The following is a 16,729-nucleotide window of genomic DNA, read 5'->3' on the forward strand; positions in this document are numbered from 1 at the left end:
GGAGGCAGGAATGGACACCGTCACCCGACGCCGGTTCCTCGTCGCCAGCGGCGTCGCCGCCGGGGGCCTGCTCGCCGCCGGGGGCGCCGTCACCCTCGCCGACCTCCTGGCGACCGCCGGGGAGCGCGACCCGTCGGCGCGCACCCTGGTGCTGGTGACGCTCTACGGCGGCAACGACGGGCTCAACACCCTCATCCCGTACGCGGATCCCGCGTACGCGAAAGCACGTCCCGGCCTGGCCTACGACGCGGCGCAGGTGTTGCGCCTGGACGACGAGTTCGGGTTGAACCCGGCCATGGCCGGCCTGCACCGGGCCTACCAGGACGGCCGGCTCGCGGTGGTGCGCGGCGTCGGCTACCCGAAACCGGACCGCAGCCACTTCCGCTCGATGGACATCTGGCAGACCGGCCGCCCCGATCGTCCGGAGACCACCGGCTGGCTGGGCCGCTGGCTCGACACGGCCGGCGGCGACCCCCGGCTCGCGGTGTCCTTCGAGCCGGTGCTGCCGCCGCTGCTGGCCGGCGCGCACAGCGCGGGCGCGACCGTGCCCGGCGGCGAGGTGCGGCTCCCGGCCACGGTCACCACCGCCCAGCTGACCGCGCTCGGCCGGGCCGACCCCGCCGAGCCGGCCGCCCGGCAGCGCGCCGCCACCTGCTTCGCCGACCTGACCCGCATCCAGGACCTGATGCACGACGTGGCCGCCGCCGGTACCGGCCCGGACGACGAGCCCGCCGCGACCGCCACCGGCGGCGCCGCCCAGCCCCTGGAGCAGCAGCTCGCGCTGGTCGCCAAGTGCGTCGAGGCGGGCGCCGCCACCCGGGTCTACTCGGTCTCGCTCGGCGGCTTCGACCTGCACGCCGACGAGAAGACGGCGCAGGAGTCCCAGCTCACCAAGCTGGACAAGCCCCTCGCGGCCTTCGCCGACCGGATGTCGCGCACCGCGGCCGGCCGCAACGTGGTGGTCGCGGTCTACTCGGAGTTCGGCCGCCGGGTCGCCGCGAACGCCTCGGACGGCACCGACCACGGCACCGCCTCGTCGATGTTCCTGCTCGGCCCGGGGGTCACCGGCGGCATGTACGGCGAGCCGCCCAGCCTCACCGACCTGGACCAGGGCGACCTCAAGTACACGACCGACTTCCGGGACGTCTACGCGACGCTGCTCGCCGACGTGCTCGGCGCCGACCCGGCCCGGATCCTCAACGGCTGGACCGGACGGCTCACAGGCCGCCCCCTGACCCGTCGCTGATCAGCATCTGCGGGTGCCGCACCAGGAAGTCGCTGAGGTTGTCCTCGGCCGTGGCCTTGAACAGGTTCATGGTGTCCGGGTTGAAGGACTCGGCGGCGCCGCCGTCGATCGACGCGAACGTGCCGTCGTTGGTCTTGATCGGGATCAGGTCGGCGGCGGCGACGCTCTTCAGGCCGAAGATGAAGTCCTGCACGCCGACGCCGTGGGTGTCCATCTTGAGCGCGCTGCCGGCCGCCTTGAGGATGTTCGCCACCTTGGCCGGGTTGGTCAGGACGCCGGAGCTGCTCGCCTTCTTCGCCATCGCCCGCAGCAGCTGCTGCTGGTGGCGCTGCCGGTCGTAGTCGCCGTTGGCCGAGTGCCGGATCCGGGAGAACTCCAGCGCCTCCCACGGCGCCATGGTGCGGCAACCCTTGTGGAACCAGAGCGCGTTGCGCGGCGGCGAGGTCGGGTCGGCGCCGACCGCGTACTGCACCTTGCCCTTGACGATGACGTAGTGGCTCGACCAGACGTCCTTGTCGACGCACATGTAGACGCCGCCCATGGCCTCGAGGATGCCCTTGAAGCCGTTGAAGTCGATGACCACGACGCCGTCGAAGTTGATCCCGGTCACCGAGCGCACCGTCTTGGTCGCCAGCTTCGCGCCGCCGGCCCAGCCGCGGTTGTTCTGCGAGCCCAGCGCGTACGCCCCATTGATCTTGTCAGTGGTCGCGGAGGTGCCCAGCGTGCTGTCGGCCGGGATCTGGACCCGGGTGTCCCGCGGGATGGAGAGCATGTACGCCCGGTCGTGCGCCTTCGAGATGTGCAGGATGATCATCGTGTCCGAACGGGAGATCTGACCCTGCTTGTCCCAGTTGTCGCGGGTGTCCAACCCGAGCAGCAGCAGGTTGATCGCGCCGTCCGGCAGCTTGCCGGTCTCCTTGCTGCCGCCGCTCTCGTCGTCCAGCACGCTCTTGGTGGTCTGGATGTTGTCGGTGAGCTGACCGAGGAAGTACTTCACGCCGACGATGCCGGTGACGCTCAGGACGGCCAGGAACGCGCCGAGGGCGGTGACCGCTTTCGCCCAGAGAGGCGCCTTGCGCTTCTTGCCTGCGAGGGCGGGGACCTTACCGTTCGAACGGGCGGTCTGTCCCGGCATGCGCCGTCTCCTCCTGACACGAGCGTTGTTCACCCGCCCCGCATGAAGCGGGGCTGCCCGCGCCGGGCATGACATCGCACAGAAACAGATATATCTTCGCGTTGACCAAGTCAATCGGCCGTAGGGACGCTACACCCTCGGCGGTGACCGCTCGTGATCCCCCGGTGCCGGTTCGGGATGCCATCGGCTCGACCCAATTTGACCGATGACGATCCAGGGCCCGCCATCAATCCGGCCAAATATGACGAAGGGTCACGGACTCCCGTTTCGCCGAGGTTCTCGTTGTGGTCCCCGTCACACTCATCGCTGTCCCGTGCCTCAGGCGAAGACGATCGTGTGGTTCTCGTGCCGGATCACCCGGTCCTCGCTGTGCCACCGCACGGCCCGCGACAGCACGTCCCGCTCCACGTCCGCGCCCCGGCGCTGCAGATCGGCCACGGTGTCCCGATGGCTGACCCGGACCACGTCCTGCTCGATGATCGGTCCCTCGTCGAGGTTCTCGGTCACGTAGTGCGCGGTCGCGCCGATCAGCTTCACGCCGCGCTCCTTGGCCTTCGCGTACGGCCCGGCCCCGATGAAGGCGGGCAGGAACGAGTGGTGGATGTTGATGATCGGCACGCCCAGCCGGCCGATGAAATCGCCGGAGAGGATCTGCATGTAGCGGGCGAGCACCACGAAGTCGACGTTGCCGTGCAGCAGCCGCAGGTGCTCGGCCTCGGCCGCCGACTTGTCCGGGCCGGTCGACGGCACGTGGAAGAACGGGATGCCGAACGAGCGCACCTCGCCCGCGGTGTCCGGGTGATTCGAGATCACCATGGAGACGGTGATCGGCAGCTCGCCCCGGCGGTGCCGCCAGAGCAGGTCGAGCAGGCAGTGCTCGGCCTTCGACGCGAAGATCGCCACCCGCTTCGGGATGGACAGGTCGCGCAGCGTGAAGTCGAGCTCGAAACCGTTGTCCAGCTCGGCCCGCAGATCCGCCTCGATCTCCGGGAGCGCGACCCTGAGGTTGTCCCGGCCGAAGACCGTACGCTGGAAGAACGCTCCGCCGTGCGGGTTGTCGCTGTACTGGTCGAGCGACACGATGTTGGCCCGGTGCTTGGCCAGCACCGCGCCGACCGCGGCCACGATGCCGGTGCGGTCGCGGCCGTGCACGATCAGCGAGGCGTGGTCGGCCAGTGGTGCGGGCGACGGCGCGCGGTGGGGTGCCACCCCGGTGATCGTCACGTCGGCCCTCCTTCGGGTTCGGTCGGTGATTCAGTGGCTGAGGGTACGCATCCCCGGCGCGGCCTTCGAGCCCGCCGGGTGTGTCCACAATAAAAGGATATATCCGTTGTCTACCGCGGTGGTACGGGGAGTTGGCAAGGGTCGCTAACGTTCGGCTATGTCTCAGGAGACCCGCCGGGCGACACTCAAGGACGTGGCCGCCGCCAGCGGGGTATCCCGGGCCACGGTCAGCTTCGTGCTCAACGACACGCCCAACCAGACCATCTCGCGGGCCACCCGGGAACGGGTGCTGCGCACCGCCCGCGACCTCGGCTACGTGCCGCACGGCATCGCCAAGGCGCTGCGCGAGGGCGCGTCCCGGATCGTGGTGCTGCACATCGGGAGCGGGCCGGCGGGCAACTACTCGCGCAGCTACATCCACGGCCTCGACGAGGAGCTCGCGGTCCACGACCACGTGTTGCTGGTCCGGCACGGCCCGCCCACCGGCGCGTCCGCCCAGCAGGTGATCGCCGCGATCCGCCCCCGCGCGGTGCTCACCTTCGGCGAGATCTACCGGACCGGCCACGAGCGCGACGCCGGCGACGGCCTGGCCGCACATGCCGCGATGCAGATCGGTTACCTGGCCGACCGCGGCCATGCCCGGATCGCCCTGGCCACCCCGGCCGACCCGCCGTCGGGCGAGGCGCGGCTGCGTGTCGCGAACCGGGCCGCCGCGGCCGGGGCCGCCTCGGTCGACCCGGCGCCGGGCGAGGCGCGGCTGCGCGTCGCGAACCGGGCCGCCTCGGTCGACCCGGCGCCGGGCGAGGCTCGGCTGCGTGTCGCGAACCGGGCCGCCTCGGCCGACCCGGCGCCGGGCGAGGCTCGGCTGCGTGTCGCGAACCGGGCCGCCGCGGCCCGGGGCATCGAGCCGCTGCGCACGGTGGAGGTGCCCCGGCCGCGCTCGGCCGCGGCGGCCGCGATCGCCGCGTTCCGGGCCGCGCATCCGGAGGTGACCGCGATCGCCGGCTACGACGACGACACCGCGCTGAGGGTGCTGACGGCCCTGCACGACCTGGGCGTCCCGGTGCCCGGGGAGCTGGCGGTGATGGGCTTCGACGACACCGAGTACGGCGCGCTCGCCACGCCGTCGCTGACCACTGTGCACATCGACGCCGAGGCGCACGGGCGGCTGGCCGCCCGGCAGGCGCTCGGCCAGGACCTGGACGGCCTCGCGCCCACCCACGGCGAGATCGTCGCCCGCGAATCGGCCTGACCGGCGCGCCTGCCTATCGGGGTGAGCGCTCGAAGGTGAGCAGCGGCTCCGCGAACGGTGGCGAGGGCGCGCCCGGTTCCGCGGCGACGGCCTGCTCGATCCGGCGCAGGCCCTCGTCCTGCTCGTCCGGGCTGAGCCGGGCGAAGAACGAGAAGGTACGCAGCCGCAGCCGTTCGAGCATGTCCTCGCGGGTACCCGGCGACGGTTCGGTGACCATGTCGAAGCTCGCCACCCGCCACCCGGCCGCGGTGAACATCGCGATCACCTCGTGCAGCGGCTGGAACAGCGAGGCGTCCACCTCGTACCCGTGGGGGAAGTAGCCGAGCCACCACGGCCGCGGATGATGGTCGCGGAAGTTGGCGCGCAACAGCAGCCGCCCGCCGGGCCGGACCACCCGGCTCAGCTCCCGGACCGCCCGCGCCTTGTCCCCGACGTGGTGCCAGGACAGGAACAAGAGCGCATAGTCGGCGCTCGCGTCCGGCACCGGCAGGTTCTCGGCGGCGCCGGCCAGGTACCGCACGCCGGGGCGGTGGCCCTGCGTCGCGGCGACCTCCCGCATGCGCGCCGACGGCTCCACCCCGGTGACCGGCCCGAGGGCCTCCGCCAGCGCGGGCGTGAACCGCCCGGTCCCCGAGCCGACGTCCAGCCCGGTCAGCGGACGGCGCCCGGGCAGCACCGCCACGAAGGCGTCGACCCAGACCCGCAGTTGCTCCGCGCTGAGCGCACGGCCGCGCGCGTAGTCCCGGTACTGCTCCGTGTCGTAATCGACCAGCGTCATCGTTTCCCCCGTGTCGATATATCGATCCGATACATCAGGACGATATGCGCCGATGCCTCGCGTCACAAGGGTGGCGACGAGGTCACTGGAAGGGGCAGCCCGGGTTGGGCGCGTCCTCGGCCAGTGGGGCGCCGTGCGGCAGCACGTACAGCACGTCGAGGACCACCTCGGTCCGGCCGAGATTGCGACCGATGTGCACGTGTCCGGCCCCGGCCCGCTCGAAGATGAACGATCCGGTCCGGTACACGGCGTCCGGGTTGCAGGTCGAGTCGAAGTGGCTGAGCGTGCCCTTGCGCACCACCGCGTACAGATTGCCGTCGTGGAAGTGCCAGCCGGTGGCCTGGCCCGCCGGCAGGTGAATCTCCCGGAAGACCAGGTCGCGGCCGCCCACCGTCTTCTGCCAGAGGATCGTCCCGGTCACGCCCGGCCCCGGCGGCGTCGCCTCGGCCGCGCTGCCCACCAGCGACAGGCCGAGCACCGCCGCCACGCAGGCCAGGATCATCCGATTCGCTCGTGTTCGCTCCATAATTGAGCAACATGCCACAATCGCGCGGGTTCATGGTGGTTACCGCCCCGACGTCCAGCGATGCGGGACAGCCCGCGGGAGGTTCAGCCGTCCGAACGTTGGGGCAGGAGCCAGGTCAGGTCGAGCTCGACCGCGGTGGCGTCGGCGATCTCGTTCAGCTGGCGGGCCTCGTCCAGGTCGGCCGCGCGGGCCTCGGCCGACCGGTGGTCGCCGCCCGGCGGTCCCTCGGCGAGCACCTGGGCCAGGCTTCGCTGGGCCGCGGTGACGTGCGGGCGGGCGCCGCACGCCGCGCGCAGGTGCATCGAGCGGCGCAGCAGCCGGAGGCCGGTCGACCAGTCACCGTCGAGCAGGATCGCGCCCTGGTGCCGGACCGCGTACGACTCCAGCAGGCGGTCGCCGTCGGCCAGGGAGGCGCGCCGGGCCCGCTCGTAATGGCCCGCGGCGGCCACCGGCTCGTCGCGCAGGTTCTCCAGCGCGATGCCCTGCCAGAAGGCGGCCCAGCCGGCGAGCGCCGGGTCCGCTGCCGCCTCGGCGAAACCGTCGACCGGGTCGTGGGCGCCGTACGCCCCCGGCGGGCCGAGCTCGAGCAGGCGATGCCAATACACGATCTGGCTGAACAGCAGGGCCGCGAGCGCGGGATCCGTCGGCCGGATCGCGTCGATCGCGGCCACCGCCTCGCCGGGCGGGTCGAACCGCCACGCGTGCCGGTCGGTGAGGATCTCGGCCCGGCGTCGCGGGGAGGTGGTCGCCGCCAGCGCCGACTCCCACTGCCCGGCGCGCTGCAGCGCGAGAGTGTCGTCCAGGATCACACTGTCTACTGTGACACCTCGCCGTATGTCGTCGGCACGCCGCGAACGCCGCAACGACTGGCCCGAACCGGAGTCACCGGTAGTCTCGGCGGGTGATCAACTCAACCGGCCGGGATCCCGCGGCCGCCCCCGACGCCGCCCGGTTGCACGAGGTGGCGCCCGGCGCGTACGCGTGGGTGCAGCCGGACGGCACCTGGTGGATCAACAACGCCGGGGTGGTGGCCGGCGACGACGGACTCCTGGTGATCGACACCTGCGCGACGGCGGCCCGCTCCGAGCGCTTTCTGGACGCGGTGCGCGTCGCGACCGGCGGCGCGCCGATCCGGCTCGCCGTCAACACCCACCAGCACGGCGATCACACGTACGGCAACAGCCTGCTCCCGGCGAGCACGGTGCTGATCGGTCATGAGCGGATGCGCGAGGGCCTGCGGACCGATCCGGTCATCGACGGCTGCCCGCCGTTCTGGCAGCCGGTGCCCGACTGGGGACCGGTCCGCCGCCGCCTGCCGGACGTGACGACCGCGGCCGGGCTGACCGTCCACGTCGGCGACCGCCGGGTCGAGCTGCTGCACCCCGGCGGCCCCGCGCACACCACCGGCGACCTGATCGCGTGGCTGCCGGGGCAGCGGCTGCTCTACTCGGGCGACCTGGTCTTCGCCGGGCTCACCCCGCTGGTGTTCATGGGTTCGGTGCGCGGCGCGCTGGCGGCCGTCGACTGGCTGGCCGGCCTCGGCCCGGCGACGGTGGTGCCCGGGCACGGTCCGGTGCTGACCGGCCCGGACATCGAGCGGGTGTTCGACGAGCACCGCCGCTACTACCGGCTCGTGCTCGCGATCGCCGAGGACGGGATCGCGCGCAACCTGACCCCGCTGGCGGCGGCGGCCGAGGCGGACCTCGCCGAGTTCGCGGGCTGGGCGGACGCCGAGCGGATCGTGCTCAACCTGCATCGCGCGTACGCCGATCACGCCGGCAGCGACGTCGATCTGATGATGGCGTTCACGGACGCGACCGCCTGGCTCGGCGGCCCGATGCACACCTCGGTCTGATCGGATCAGATCAGGCCGAGCCGGAAGGTCTCGAAGCTCGCCGCGTACTTGGTGCCGAGCCGGGCGCCGGTCTGCCGGGAGAACCCTTCCAGGAACTCCTCGGGGTCGAAGTCACCGGTGCCCAGCCCGCGCAGGTACGCCGCGTGCGCCTCGAGCGAGCGCACACCGAGGTCGAACGTGTCGGTGATGTCCACGGCGTGTCTCGATCGGGGCGACCCGCCCGCCCACACCTCGCGTACGCCGCCCCACCGCTGGAGACCGTCACTCTCGATCTGCTCGCGGAACACCCACCGGTTCGCGGCGTCCCGCACGGCGTCCAGCACCGCCTTGCCGGTGACGATGTGATCGGACATGTTCAGGGCATTGCCCTCGTCGTCCCAGCTGTCCCGGAAGTTGCCCGTGATCACGATCTCCGGCTGATACTTGCGGATCACCCTGCTCAGCTCCCGCCGCAACGGCACGCCGTATTCGAGTACGCCGTCCGGCAACCCCAGGAACTCGACCGTGGCGACGCCGACCACCTCGGCCGACGCCCGCTGCTCGGCCTCCCGCAGCGGGCCCGCCTCGGCCGGGTCCATCCCGTCGATCCCGGCCTCGCCGCTGGTCAGGAGCACGTAGACGATCTGTTTGCCCTGCCCGGTCCACCGGGCGATGGCGGCGGCCGCGCCGAACTCGAGGTCGTCGGGATGGGCCACGATCGCGAGGGCGCGTTGCCAGTTCTCGTCGAGAGGCTGCAGCGGTTGGGGAACGGTCGGCGCATCGGCAGTCATGCGCCCATCTTGCTCGCCTCCCGCACCCACCGGCATCGCCGGGACAGCGGACGACCCCCGGGTCGATCTAGTCTGCGTGGGCTCGTCCGAGCGTCCGCGGGGGGACAAAACTGTATGCATCACCTGCTCACCGTCCTGTTCGGCGCGTTGGCCGGCGCGGTGTCGGCGGCCGCGCCCATCTACGCGATCACCACCGGCCGATCGGAAGAGACGCCGGCGCCGGACGAGGCGGTCGCGGTTGTGAGCGCTCCGGCGACACTCCACGTCGAACGAAGACGACGTCAGAGGCGCAGGGCACCGTGCAGGAAGCGCTCGATCGTCTCCAGCGTGGGCCGGTCGGCCGTGGCCTGACCGGGGACGTCGCTCACCACCATGGCCACCGGGTGGGCGGGGGAGACGATCGTCTTGTCGTGACCCGCGGCCGGCACCGCGTAGAAGGTCGCCGGGACGTGCGCGGAGGTGAGCGCGTCGAAGAGCAGCTCGCTCTGCTGCAGCGGCACCAGGGCGTCCGCCACGCCGTGCGCGATCAGGATCGGCGGGGCGGCGCTCGTCACGTACGCGATCGGATCGGCGCTCCTGACCCTGGCGGGGCAGGCCTGGATCGGGCAGCCGAGCAGGGACGACTCGGGGGAGCGGGGGTCGTCGTGGCAGGCCGTGAGCCCGAACGACCGGTCGAACGAGTCGCACGCGCCCGCAAGCATCTGTGCGTTCATCCGCGTGAAGTCGGTCGGCCCGTAGAGGTCGACCACCGCCTGCACGTCGCTGGGGTAGCCGGTGACCCCGACGGTGCCCTCCAGCGAGCGAACGTGACCGGTCACGCCCGCCATCGTCGCCGTCCAGCCGCCGGACGAGTCGCCGAGCACGGCGATGCGGCGCGGGTCGATGCCCAGCGCGCGAGCGTGCTTGCGCAGCCAGCGGATCGCGGACTTGACGTCGTGGAGCTGGGCCGGGAAGCGAGCCTGGGAGCTGGACCGGGTGGAGACGCCGACGACCGCGTAGCCCGCGGCGGTGAAGAACGGGGCCAGGCTCGACGCGTAGGCCTTGCCGTCGTCGCCGAACCAGCCGCTCCCGCCCATCACGATCAGAACCGGCCGGCCGACCTTGGTTCGCCGGCCCGGAAGATAGAGATCGAGGAGGTGTCCGCGGCCGACGGGCGCGGCGTACGCGATGTCGGAGTGGATCTGCATCTGTTCACCGGACGAGGCGGGCGCGGGCGTGGCGGCCACGAGCAACGTGATGACCGCGATCAGGCCGGGAAGGACGCGGTGCCGGGCCATGGGCGCCTCCTTCGGCCGATGGTCGCAGGCCGAGGCAAATCTTGGCGAGGGTGATCCTCGTCCGCTCTTGGCGAGGGTGATCCTCGTCCGCGGCCGGCCGGGTCGCGGCTTGCCTGCTCAGCGGTGGCCGGAGGCGACCAGTTCACGCACGGGCGGGTGGACCGGTGCGGGATCGATCGTGCTCGGCCGGATCGGGCGTCGCCGCTTCTCGGCGAGGGCGAACAGGGCGGCGAGACTCATCCCGATCGCGATGCCGAACGCGGCGCCGAGCAGCGGCGAGTGCGCGAACGTCGCGCCGCCGAGCCGGCCCAGACCGATCGCGTACGCGGCCCATGCCGTGCTCGCCAGCGCCGAGAACAGCCGGAAGCGGCGCCGAGGCAGCGACACCGACCCGGCCGTCATGGTGGTCGCGGTGCGCCCGTAGGGCAGGAACCGGCCGAGCAGGATCGCCGCGCCGCCGTACCTGAGCAGGGCCCACTCCGCCTTCGCCAGGGCCGCCGCCGCCCTGCCGCGCGCGGCCCGGCGGCCCGCCCGACGGCCGAGCAGATAGGAGATCCGATCGCCGGCCAGCCCGCCGGCTGCCGCGGCCAGGGCCAGCGCGGCGAGGTTCGGCCGCCCGGTCGCCGACAGAGCGCCGAGGCCGATCACCATCGTCTCGGACGGCACGATCGGCACGAAGCCGTCGATCGCCACCGCCGCGAGAACGACCAGGTACAGCCACGGCGAGGAGAGCAACGGGGTGAGGTGGTCGAGCATGTTCTCGACCGTACGGATCAAGCAGACTCCGCACGATGGTGCAGGCAGGCCGATCGAAGGTGGGGATAACACGACCCCGACTTCCTGCCGGAAGGCCGGCCGTCTCCCTATAGTTGGTGCAGTCGCGTGGAGGAGGCCGGGATGCTGCTGGTACCCAAGCAGTTGCTGCGCTCCGGGATGACCGGGAACGTGCCCTACTACGGTGGCCGTTTCACGCCGGCCCAGGCCTGGGCGGCGTCCCAACCGACCGGCGCACCCAAGACACCGCCGGCCGGACCGGCTGTCGGCGCCCGGCCACCGGCATCGGAGGTCCGGGCGGCGCTCGACCACCTGCACGAGTCCGGGGTGCTCACCACGACCGAGTACGACGAGCTGCTCAGCCGGATCAGTCGGTGACGGGCCCGGTCCAGGTCCTGGTCGTCGGATTCGATCAGCTTGTCCAGACCGGCGAGGTGATGGCGGAGCTGGAACGGCTGCGCCGGGCAGGCACCGTACGGCTCCTCGACGTCCTGGTAGTGAAAAGGACCGAGGACGGGGCGTTCCATACGCTGCCCGCGCCGGCCGGCGCGCCGCCGGACATGGGCACCCGAGTAGCCGCCATCCTCGGCGCTCCACCGGACGAGGACGGCAGCGCCGCAGCGCCGGGCGGCGGTCCGACCTGGTCATTGGCCGACGCGATCCCGGAAGGCACCACCGCCGCCGTAGCTCTCCTCGAGCACCTGTGGGCGACGCCGCTACGCGAAGCGATCCACCGCGCCGGCGGCAAGGCGCTCGACGAGACCTGGCTCGCGCAGCCGGACGTCGAACGGCTGGAACACCTGATCACCCCGTGATGCCGGACAGCCCCCGCCAAGCACGCGATGCGTTGCTCAGCGGGGGAGACGGTCGAGGCCGATCAATGGTCTAGGGGAGCGCGAACGAGGGGTGCGGCGGCTGGTTGTAGGCGGTGTTCACCCTCGCCTCATGATCGGGATACTTTGCAAGATCCTCCGGATTTCTTCCACGGGCGGCTCCCTCACCTTCACAGGCTGCAAGCTCAAGTAAGGGGTCACGCCGGACGCGTTGCCCAGTTTTGCAGAATGCTGACCTGTGCGGGCATCCCGTCGCGCAGGCTCCGCCGGACAGGCGCGGTCTGGCTGTCGCGCTGCGGGGATCCGGATCAACTGCGAGGTGGCGCATCCCAGCGGGCAAGCTCGTCGTCGATCACTCGCTGGTCGAAGTCAGCTTCGCGCTTGTCGGCGGCCTGGTCACGCCGGTCGGCTGCCTGGTCACGTTCCCGGGATGCCTGGTCGCGCCGGTCGGCGGCCTGGTCACGTTCCCGGGATGCCTGGTCACGCCGGTCGGCGGCCTGGTCACGTTCCCGGGCTGCTACGTCACGCCGGTCGGCGGCCCTGTCACGCTTGTCAGCGGTACTGTCGCGTTCGTCGGCTGCCTGGTCATGCATGGCGGCTTCCGAGTCTCGCATCTCCGCGTCGATCTCCCGCTGGTCGGCGTCGCGCTGCCCAGCACGGAATGCGGCGTCTCGTTCCCTGACTAGCCGGACTCGTGGAAGGCCACGTGGGAACGCCTGGCGGAGGCTGCCGAGTTGATGGCCGAAACGGCTCGGAACGGCGCACGTATTCATGATCAGATCATCGGTCGCTTGCCGGGCGCGGCTGACCATGCCGACCGCCAACGGCGCCTTGCGGCAGCAGCAGCGGCAGCGGCCGTCGCCTACCGCAACCTCGAGATACCCGCGGACGACGTACGGCGCGCGATAGTCGAGAACCGGTACCACCCGTACTGTGGCGCCACTGTCCCAGCCGCCGCGCGACAAGGCGCGACAGACCAATAGACACCCAGACCTAGACCAACCGTCAAGCAACAGCTGGGACGGAAACGTCAAGCATCAGCCGGGACTAGACATGATGTTGCTGGCCTGTCTGGTCTCATGACCCGGGCGACAGATTGGTATCAGGACCTGGGCGACACTCCGCCGAGTGTTGGTGGAGATCAGTGTGGTGGAGCAACGCTATCAGGCCGTTTTGGAAGTGCGGGCCGGATCGCGGTCACGGACCTGGCGGAACGGTTCGGGGTATGCCGACAGACCGTGCACGAATGGTTGGCCCGGTATCGTGACGACGGGCTCGCCGGGTTGGCGGACCGGTCCAGCCGGCCCAGGTCCTCGCCGGGCCAGACTGGGCCCGAGGTGGAAGCGCTGGTTTATGAGCTGCGCCGGAACCATTCGCGGTGGGGTGCCCGCCGGATCGTGTTCGAGCTCGGCCGGGAGGCCGAGGTCGTGACCGGGGTGGACCATTCCCGGTTCTGTGTGATCGCCGCGGTGGTGCCGAAGGCGACCGGCCGGGCCGTCTGCCTCGCCTTGGTCGCCGCCCTGCGTGCGCACGGGATTCCGGACGAGCTGCTCACGGACAATGGCAAGCAATTCACCGCCCGATTCAACGCCGGTGGTGGGGAGGTGATGTTCGACCGGATCTGCCGGGAGAACGGCATCACCCATCGGCTCACCAAACCCGCAGCCCGACCACGACCGGGAAAGTGGAACGGTTCCACCAGTCGCTGCGCCGGGAACTACTCGACGACCACCCGCCATTCGCATCGGTCGCCGCAGCCCAGACAGCGATCGACGCCTTCCGGCATGAGGACAACACCAACCGGCCGCACCAATCCCTGGACATGGCGTTCCACCACCCGCCTCTGTCAATGGGGTCGTCGAGGTGGACCGCACCGTCAACGGCAGCGGCCGGATCGGGCTCGCCGGACGCCAACACCCGGTCGGCTAACACCTCGCCGGACGCCGGGTCACCGTCCGCCTCGACCACAACCTGCTACACCTACTCGACACCGGCCGCGCCCTGCTTCGCACTCTGCCGAACCCGCTCACCCCGGCCCAGGTCGCCCGGATGTCCAACGCCCGACCCGCCGGCCCGGCCCCGGCACCCCCGGCTGGGCCGCTACGAGTGGATCGCCGGGTCAGCTCCCGCGGCAGCGTCAGCATCGCCCGCCAGAAGACCCAGGTCGGGATCGGCTACGCCGGCCACACCGTCACCGTGGCGGAAGCCGATACCACATTCCGCGTCTATCTCGGCGACCAGCTGGTGACCGAGGTCGTCCGCACCACCGCCCACACCATCGCCCGGTTCAAAGCCCGCAAGCCCGAACCGCCTCGGCGGCGGCCAAGAACCCGAACAGCCCACCCAGGTCCGCTGAGCTTGACATGATCGAGTCCATTGGCAGCGCGGACGACGCCTGACGCATATCCAGTGCCGGAGGAACTAGCCAGGTATGCCCGACGACCACCTGAATTACCCGGACATGATCGCGGAAGCAACCCGTGAAGCCGCGTTGCACGGACTCATGACCAGCACTGCCGAACGTGATCAGTGCCTCTTCGTCACCCTGACCTACGATCGGCAGCCTGGCGTCGTCTCGTCACGCCGCGAAGTCACGTTCTGGACCTCCGGGACGGGCGCCTTTCTCATCAATCTCGATCAACGATGGTCCTGGAATGTCATGGCCTACGAGCGGGCGGCCCAAATCGAAGCGATCCATGACATCGTTCGTGTCGCCCACCACTACCTGTCCGGGGCCGGGGAGGAAACCTGCGGCCCGGGACGGCGTGGACGGCCAAGGCTCGTCCTGCATGTCGACGGCGACCAGGTCGTCCTGCAAGAACGCAAACCACCAGGCCGCTGAAACAGCGCACATCACACGGCCGGACAACGCCCGTCAGCACACGGCCTATCCGACCACCAGAGCAGTCGTCTAGCTCCCTGTCACGGAGCATCTGACGCGTTCGCCGATTGATCTGCAGCAGCGTGCCGCTCCGTCGGGAAGTCGGCAGGCTCCTGGGCTGTCGCGCTTCACCTGGCAGACATGTGCTGCGCTGCTGGACGCGGGGAGAAGGCAAAGGCGGTAGCCGAGTGGCTCGGCCACGCCGATCCGGCGCTCACGCTGCGGGTATACGCCCACTTGACGCCGGACAGCCCCCGCCGAGCGCGGCGCGCACTCGATGCGCTCGGCGGGGGCGACGGCCCGGAGACGGCCTGGACCGATGGATGATCTACGGAAGCGCGAACGAGGGGTGCGGCGGCTGGTTGTAGGCGGTGTTCTGCCAGGCCACGGCCTCGCGGTACATGCGGTCCTGCATCAGCGACACGTGCGAGATGCTGGTGCTGTCGGTGGTGCTGTAGATGCGCAGCTTGGTGTTGTCCGTGGTCGGCCAGATGACCTCCTCGCGCCAGTCGCCGAGGATGTCGGCCTGTAGCGAGGGGGTCGACTTGGTGCCGTTGTTGGAGTGCACGCCGCTGGCGGTCAGCAGCCGGGTGTCGGCGCTGGTGCCGTACTTGTCGATGTGGGTGCCGTCGAGCAGTTCGCGCTGGGCGTCGCCGTCCCACCAGATGACGAAGTTGGTGCTGGACGGTTTGCGGCCGATGTTCTGGCCGGACGCGCTGTAGAGGCCGGAGACCGCGGACGACCACGACTCGGCGCCGGGGCTGCCGGCATAGATGTCGTCCGAGACGCCGCGGCCGTTGTCGCAGCCGCAGGACGGGTTCGACCAGATGATCTGACCGGTTCGCGCGTCGGCCATCCAGGCGGCGAGGCTGCCGGTGTTCTCGTCGACCTTGAACTCCTCGAGGCCGGGGCGGCTCGGGATCAGGTCGCCGACGTGCAGGGCGTCGCCGTGGCCCTGGCCGTTCACCCACAGGCCGGCGCCGTTGTCGTCGATCGCCATCGCGCCGTAGATGATCTCGTCCTTGCCGTCGCCGTCCACGTCGGCGATGGACAACTGATGGTTGCCCTGGTCGGTCCACTTCGATCCGTTGGTGGACGAGTTGCTGTCGAACGTCCACTTCCGGGTCAGGGTGCCGTTGCGGAAGTCCCAGGCCGTGATCGTGCTGCGGGTGTAATAGCCACGGGCCGTGATCAGGCTGGGGTAGGAGCCGTTGAGGTACGCGGTGCCGGCCAGGAATCGATCGACCCGGTTCCCGTACGAGTCGCCCCACGCCGAAACGGTCCCGCGCGCGACCACGTAGTCGACGGTCGACATCGCCTTGCCGGTCTGGCCGTTGAACATGGTCAGGTACTCGGGACCGGACAGGACGTAGCCGGACGAGTTGCGGTAGTCGGCGGTCGAACTGCCGATGACCGCGCCGGTGCCGTCCCTGGTGCCGTCGGCGGTCTTCATGGCGACCTCGGCCTTGCCGTCGCCGTCGTAGTCGTACACCTGGAACTGGGTGTAGTGCGCGCCGGCCCGGATGTTCCGGCCGAGATCGATCCGCCACAGGCGGGTGCCGTTCAGCTTGTACGCGTCGACGTACACGTTGCCGGTGTAGCCGGACTGCGAGTTGTCCTTGCTGTTGGACGGGTCCCACTTGAGGACGATCTCGTAGGAGCCGTCGCCGTCGAGGTCGCCGACGGAGGCGTCGTTGGCCGAGTACGTGTACGCGACGCCGTCGGGGGTGGTGCCGCCGGACGGGACCTGGATGGGGACGTCCATCGAGCTCGCGGCCAGCGTGGCGGTGGGCGCGACGGCGGCGAGCGTGCTCGATCCGGCGGGCCGCACGGTGTAGGACGCGCCGGCCGGCGCGCCGCGATCGGTGAAGTTCGTGGTGCTGGTCGTGGTGATCTTCGTGGCGCCGCGGTAGACGTCGAACGCGGCGCCGGCCGGATCGGATCTGAGCAGCCGCCAGGACAGGAAGTTGCCGGCGGTCGTCCGCATGCTGATCAGGCCGCGGTCGAGGTTCTCGGTGGTGCTGGTGACGTCGGGAGCCGCGGCCGCGGTTGACTCGGCGGCCCGGGCCACGGCGGCGGTGGAGGCGGCCACGACCAGGACCGTGGCGGTGGTGGAGGCGGCCACGACCAGGACCGTGGCGGCGGCCAGGATGCTGACACGTTTCATTCGTGCGTTCC

The 16,729-nt window shown here is 70.8% G+C and carries 17 protein-coding genes and 3 pseudogenes; 10 read left to right on the top strand and 10 right to left on the bottom strand.

Annotated features, from left to right (window positions below; genetic code table 11):
- Window positions 1–10: 10 nt before the first annotated feature.
- Window positions 11–1,246: a DUF1501 domain-containing protein gene (locus tag ODJ79_RS24265; protein WP_263025858.1), complete on the top strand. Its 1,236-nt coding sequence runs from the start codon at window positions 11–13 to the stop codon at window positions 1,244–1,246.
- Here ODJ79_RS24265 and ODJ79_RS24270 read toward each other — a convergent pair.
- Both ODJ79_RS24270 and purU read right to left on the bottom strand, forming a co-directional pair.
- On the bottom strand, window positions 1,218–2,381 hold the full coding sequence (locus tag ODJ79_RS24270; RefSeq protein ID WP_263025859.1) for an LCP family protein: 1,164 nt from the start codon (window positions 2,379–2,381) through the stop codon (window positions 1,218–1,220). The genes ODJ79_RS24265 and ODJ79_RS24270 overlap by 29 nt on opposite strands.
- A 318-nt stretch (window positions 2,382–2,699) precedes the next feature.
- Window positions 2,700–3,605 carry a formyltetrahydrofolate deformylase gene (gene purU, locus ODJ79_RS24275; protein WP_263025860.1) on the bottom strand — a complete coding sequence of 302 codons (906 nt, stop codon included), beginning with the start codon at window positions 3,603–3,605 and terminating at the stop codon, window positions 2,700–2,702.
- Between the two features lie 157 nt (window positions 3,606–3,762).
- On the opposite strand from purU, the gene ODJ79_RS47020 reads away from it, so the two are divergent.
- Window positions 3,763–4,857, top strand: a complete 1,095-nt coding sequence (locus ODJ79_RS47020; protein ID WP_317620695.1) for a LacI family DNA-binding transcriptional regulator — start codon at window positions 3,763–3,765, stop codon at window positions 4,855–4,857.
- Between the two features lie 13 nt (window positions 4,858–4,870).
- On the opposite strand, the gene ODJ79_RS24290 is transcribed toward ODJ79_RS47020, so the two are convergent.
- The 3 genes from ODJ79_RS24290 to ODJ79_RS24300 all read right to left on the bottom strand — a co-directional run bounded on the left by ODJ79_RS24290 (window position 4,871) and on the right by ODJ79_RS24300 (window position 6,970).
- Window positions 4,871–5,635, bottom strand: a complete 765-nt coding sequence (locus ODJ79_RS24290; protein WP_263025861.1) for a class I SAM-dependent methyltransferase — start codon at window positions 5,633–5,635, stop codon at window positions 4,871–4,873.
- Window positions 5,636–5,717: 82 nt separating this feature from the next.
- A complete protein-coding gene (locus ODJ79_RS24295; protein ID WP_263025862.1) occupies window positions 5,718–6,161 on the bottom strand; it encodes a cupin domain-containing protein in 444 nt (147 codons plus the stop codon).
- A gap of 83 nt (window positions 6,162–6,244) precedes the next feature.
- Window positions 6,245–6,970, bottom strand: coding sequence for a hypothetical protein (locus ODJ79_RS24300; protein ID WP_263025863.1), 726 nt, complete (start codon window positions 6,968–6,970; stop codon window positions 6,245–6,247).
- Between the two features lie 92 nt (window positions 6,971–7,062).
- Here ODJ79_RS24300 and ODJ79_RS24305 point away from each other — a divergent pair, with 92 nt between their 5' ends.
- On the top strand, window positions 7,063–8,016 hold the full coding sequence (locus tag ODJ79_RS24305) for an MBL fold metallo-hydrolase (protein WP_263025864.1): 954 nt from the start codon (window positions 7,063–7,065) through the stop codon (window positions 8,014–8,016).
- Between the two features lie 5 nt (window positions 8,017–8,021).
- Here ODJ79_RS24305 and ODJ79_RS24310 read toward each other — a convergent pair whose 3' ends face one another.
- The 3 genes from ODJ79_RS24310 to ODJ79_RS24320 form a co-directional block, all read right to left on the bottom strand.
- Complete coding sequence (locus ODJ79_RS24310; RefSeq protein WP_263025865.1) at window positions 8,022–8,786, bottom strand: PIG-L deacetylase family protein; 765 nt, start codon at window positions 8,784–8,786, stop codon at window positions 8,022–8,024.
- 281 nt (window positions 8,787–9,067) lie between these two features.
- On the bottom strand, window positions 9,068–10,063 hold the full coding sequence (locus ODJ79_RS24315; protein WP_263025866.1) for an alpha/beta hydrolase: 996 nt from the start codon (window positions 10,061–10,063) through the stop codon (window positions 9,068–9,070).
- Between the two features lie 117 nt (window positions 10,064–10,180).
- Entirely contained in the window at window positions 10,181–10,840 is a 660-nt protein-coding gene (locus ODJ79_RS24320) for a DedA family protein (RefSeq protein ID WP_263025867.1), read from the bottom strand.
- 120 nt (window positions 10,841–10,960) lie between these two features.
- Here ODJ79_RS24320 and ODJ79_RS24325 point away from each other — a divergent pair, with 120 nt between their 5' ends.
- A complete protein-coding gene (locus tag ODJ79_RS24325; RefSeq protein ID WP_263025868.1) occupies window positions 10,961–11,215 on the top strand; it encodes a hypothetical protein in 255 nt (84 codons plus the stop codon).
- Window positions 11,212–11,652, top strand: a complete 441-nt coding sequence (locus ODJ79_RS24330; RefSeq protein ID WP_263025869.1) for a DUF6325 family protein — start codon at window positions 11,212–11,214, stop codon at window positions 11,650–11,652. The genes ODJ79_RS24325 and ODJ79_RS24330 overlap by 4 nt, the downstream gene beginning before the upstream one ends.
- A gap of 326 nt (window positions 11,653–11,978) precedes the next feature.
- On the opposite strand, the gene ODJ79_RS24335 is transcribed toward ODJ79_RS24330, so the two are convergent.
- Window positions 11,979–12,596 (bottom strand): hypothetical protein, encoded by a 618-nt coding sequence (locus tag ODJ79_RS24335; RefSeq protein WP_263025870.1) that lies wholly within the window; start codon window positions 12,594–12,596, stop codon window positions 11,979–11,981.
- Between the two features lie 153 nt (window positions 12,597–12,749).
- On the opposite strand from ODJ79_RS24335, the pseudogene ODJ79_RS24340 reads away from it, so the two are divergent.
- From ODJ79_RS24340 to ODJ79_RS24360, 5 genes and pseudogenes are all read left to right on the top strand, one after another.
- A pseudogene (locus ODJ79_RS24340) lies at window positions 12,750–13,058 on the top strand (helix-turn-helix domain-containing protein); the annotation flags it as partial.
- Window positions 13,059–13,142: 84 nt separating this feature from the next.
- Window positions 13,143–13,369 (top strand): annotated as a pseudogene (locus ODJ79_RS24345) (DDE-type integrase/transposase/recombinase); the annotation flags it as partial.
- Window positions 13,355–13,435, top strand: a pseudogene (locus tag ODJ79_RS24350) (hypothetical protein); the annotation flags it as partial. The pseudogenes ODJ79_RS24345 and ODJ79_RS24350, both read left to right, overlap by 15 nt.
- A gap of 341 nt (window positions 13,436–13,776) precedes the next feature.
- Window positions 13,777–14,037, top strand: coding sequence for a hypothetical protein (locus ODJ79_RS24355; RefSeq protein WP_263025963.1), 261 nt, complete (start codon window positions 13,777–13,779; stop codon window positions 14,035–14,037).
- A 64-nt stretch (window positions 14,038–14,101) separates the two neighbouring features.
- Entirely contained in the window at window positions 14,102–14,512 is a 411-nt protein-coding gene (locus tag ODJ79_RS24360; protein WP_263025871.1) for a hypothetical protein, read from the top strand.
- 367 nt (window positions 14,513–14,879) lie between these two features.
- On the opposite strand, the gene ODJ79_RS24365 is transcribed toward ODJ79_RS24360, so the two are convergent.
- Entirely contained in the window at window positions 14,880–16,718 is a 1,839-nt protein-coding gene (locus ODJ79_RS24365) for a rhamnogalacturonan lyase (protein WP_263025872.1), read from the bottom strand.
- Between the last annotated feature and the right edge of the window lie 11 nt (window positions 16,719–16,729).

The sequence above is a fragment of the Actinoplanes sp. KI2 genome, assembly GCF_025630775.1.
In the GTDB taxonomy this organism is placed as follows: Bacteria; Actinomycetota; Actinomycetes; order Mycobacteriales; family Micromonosporaceae; genus Actinoplanes.

Excerpts from the sequence above, each read along its gene's own strand:
- ODJ79_RS24265 (WP_263025858.1), top strand. The coding sequence starts at position 11 with ATGGACACCGTCACCCGACGCCGGTTCCTCGTCGCCAGCGGCGTCGCC.
- ODJ79_RS24270 (WP_263025859.1), bottom strand. The coding sequence starts at position 2,381 with ATGCCGGGACAGACCGCCCGTTCGAACGGTAAGGTCCCCGCCCTCGCA.
- ODJ79_RS47020 (WP_317620695.1), top strand. The coding sequence starts at position 3,763 with ATGTCTCAGGAGACCCGCCGGGCGACACTCAAGGACGTGGCCGCCGCC.
- ODJ79_RS24290 (WP_263025861.1), bottom strand. The coding sequence starts at position 5,635 with ATGACGCTGGTCGATTACGACACGGAGCAGTACCGGGACTACGCGCGC.
- ODJ79_RS24295 (WP_263025862.1), bottom strand. The coding sequence starts at position 6,161 with ATGGAGCGAACACGAGCGAATCGGATGATCCTGGCCTGCGTGGCGGCG.
- ODJ79_RS24310 (WP_263025865.1), bottom strand. The coding sequence starts at position 8,786 with ATGACTGCCGATGCGCCGACCGTTCCCCAACCGCTGCAGCCTCTCGAC.
- ODJ79_RS24315 (WP_263025866.1), bottom strand. The coding sequence starts at position 10,063 with ATGGCCCGGCACCGCGTCCTTCCCGGCCTGATCGCGGTCATCACGTTG.
- ODJ79_RS24325 (WP_263025868.1), top strand. The coding sequence starts at position 10,961 with ATGCTGCTGGTACCCAAGCAGTTGCTGCGCTCCGGGATGACCGGGAAC.
- ODJ79_RS24360 (WP_263025871.1), top strand. The coding sequence starts at position 14,102 with ATGCCCGACGACCACCTGAATTACCCGGACATGATCGCGGAAGCAACC.
- ODJ79_RS24365 (WP_263025872.1), bottom strand. The coding sequence starts at position 16,718 with ATGAAACGTGTCAGCATCCTGGCCGCCGCCACGGTCCTGGTCGTGGCC.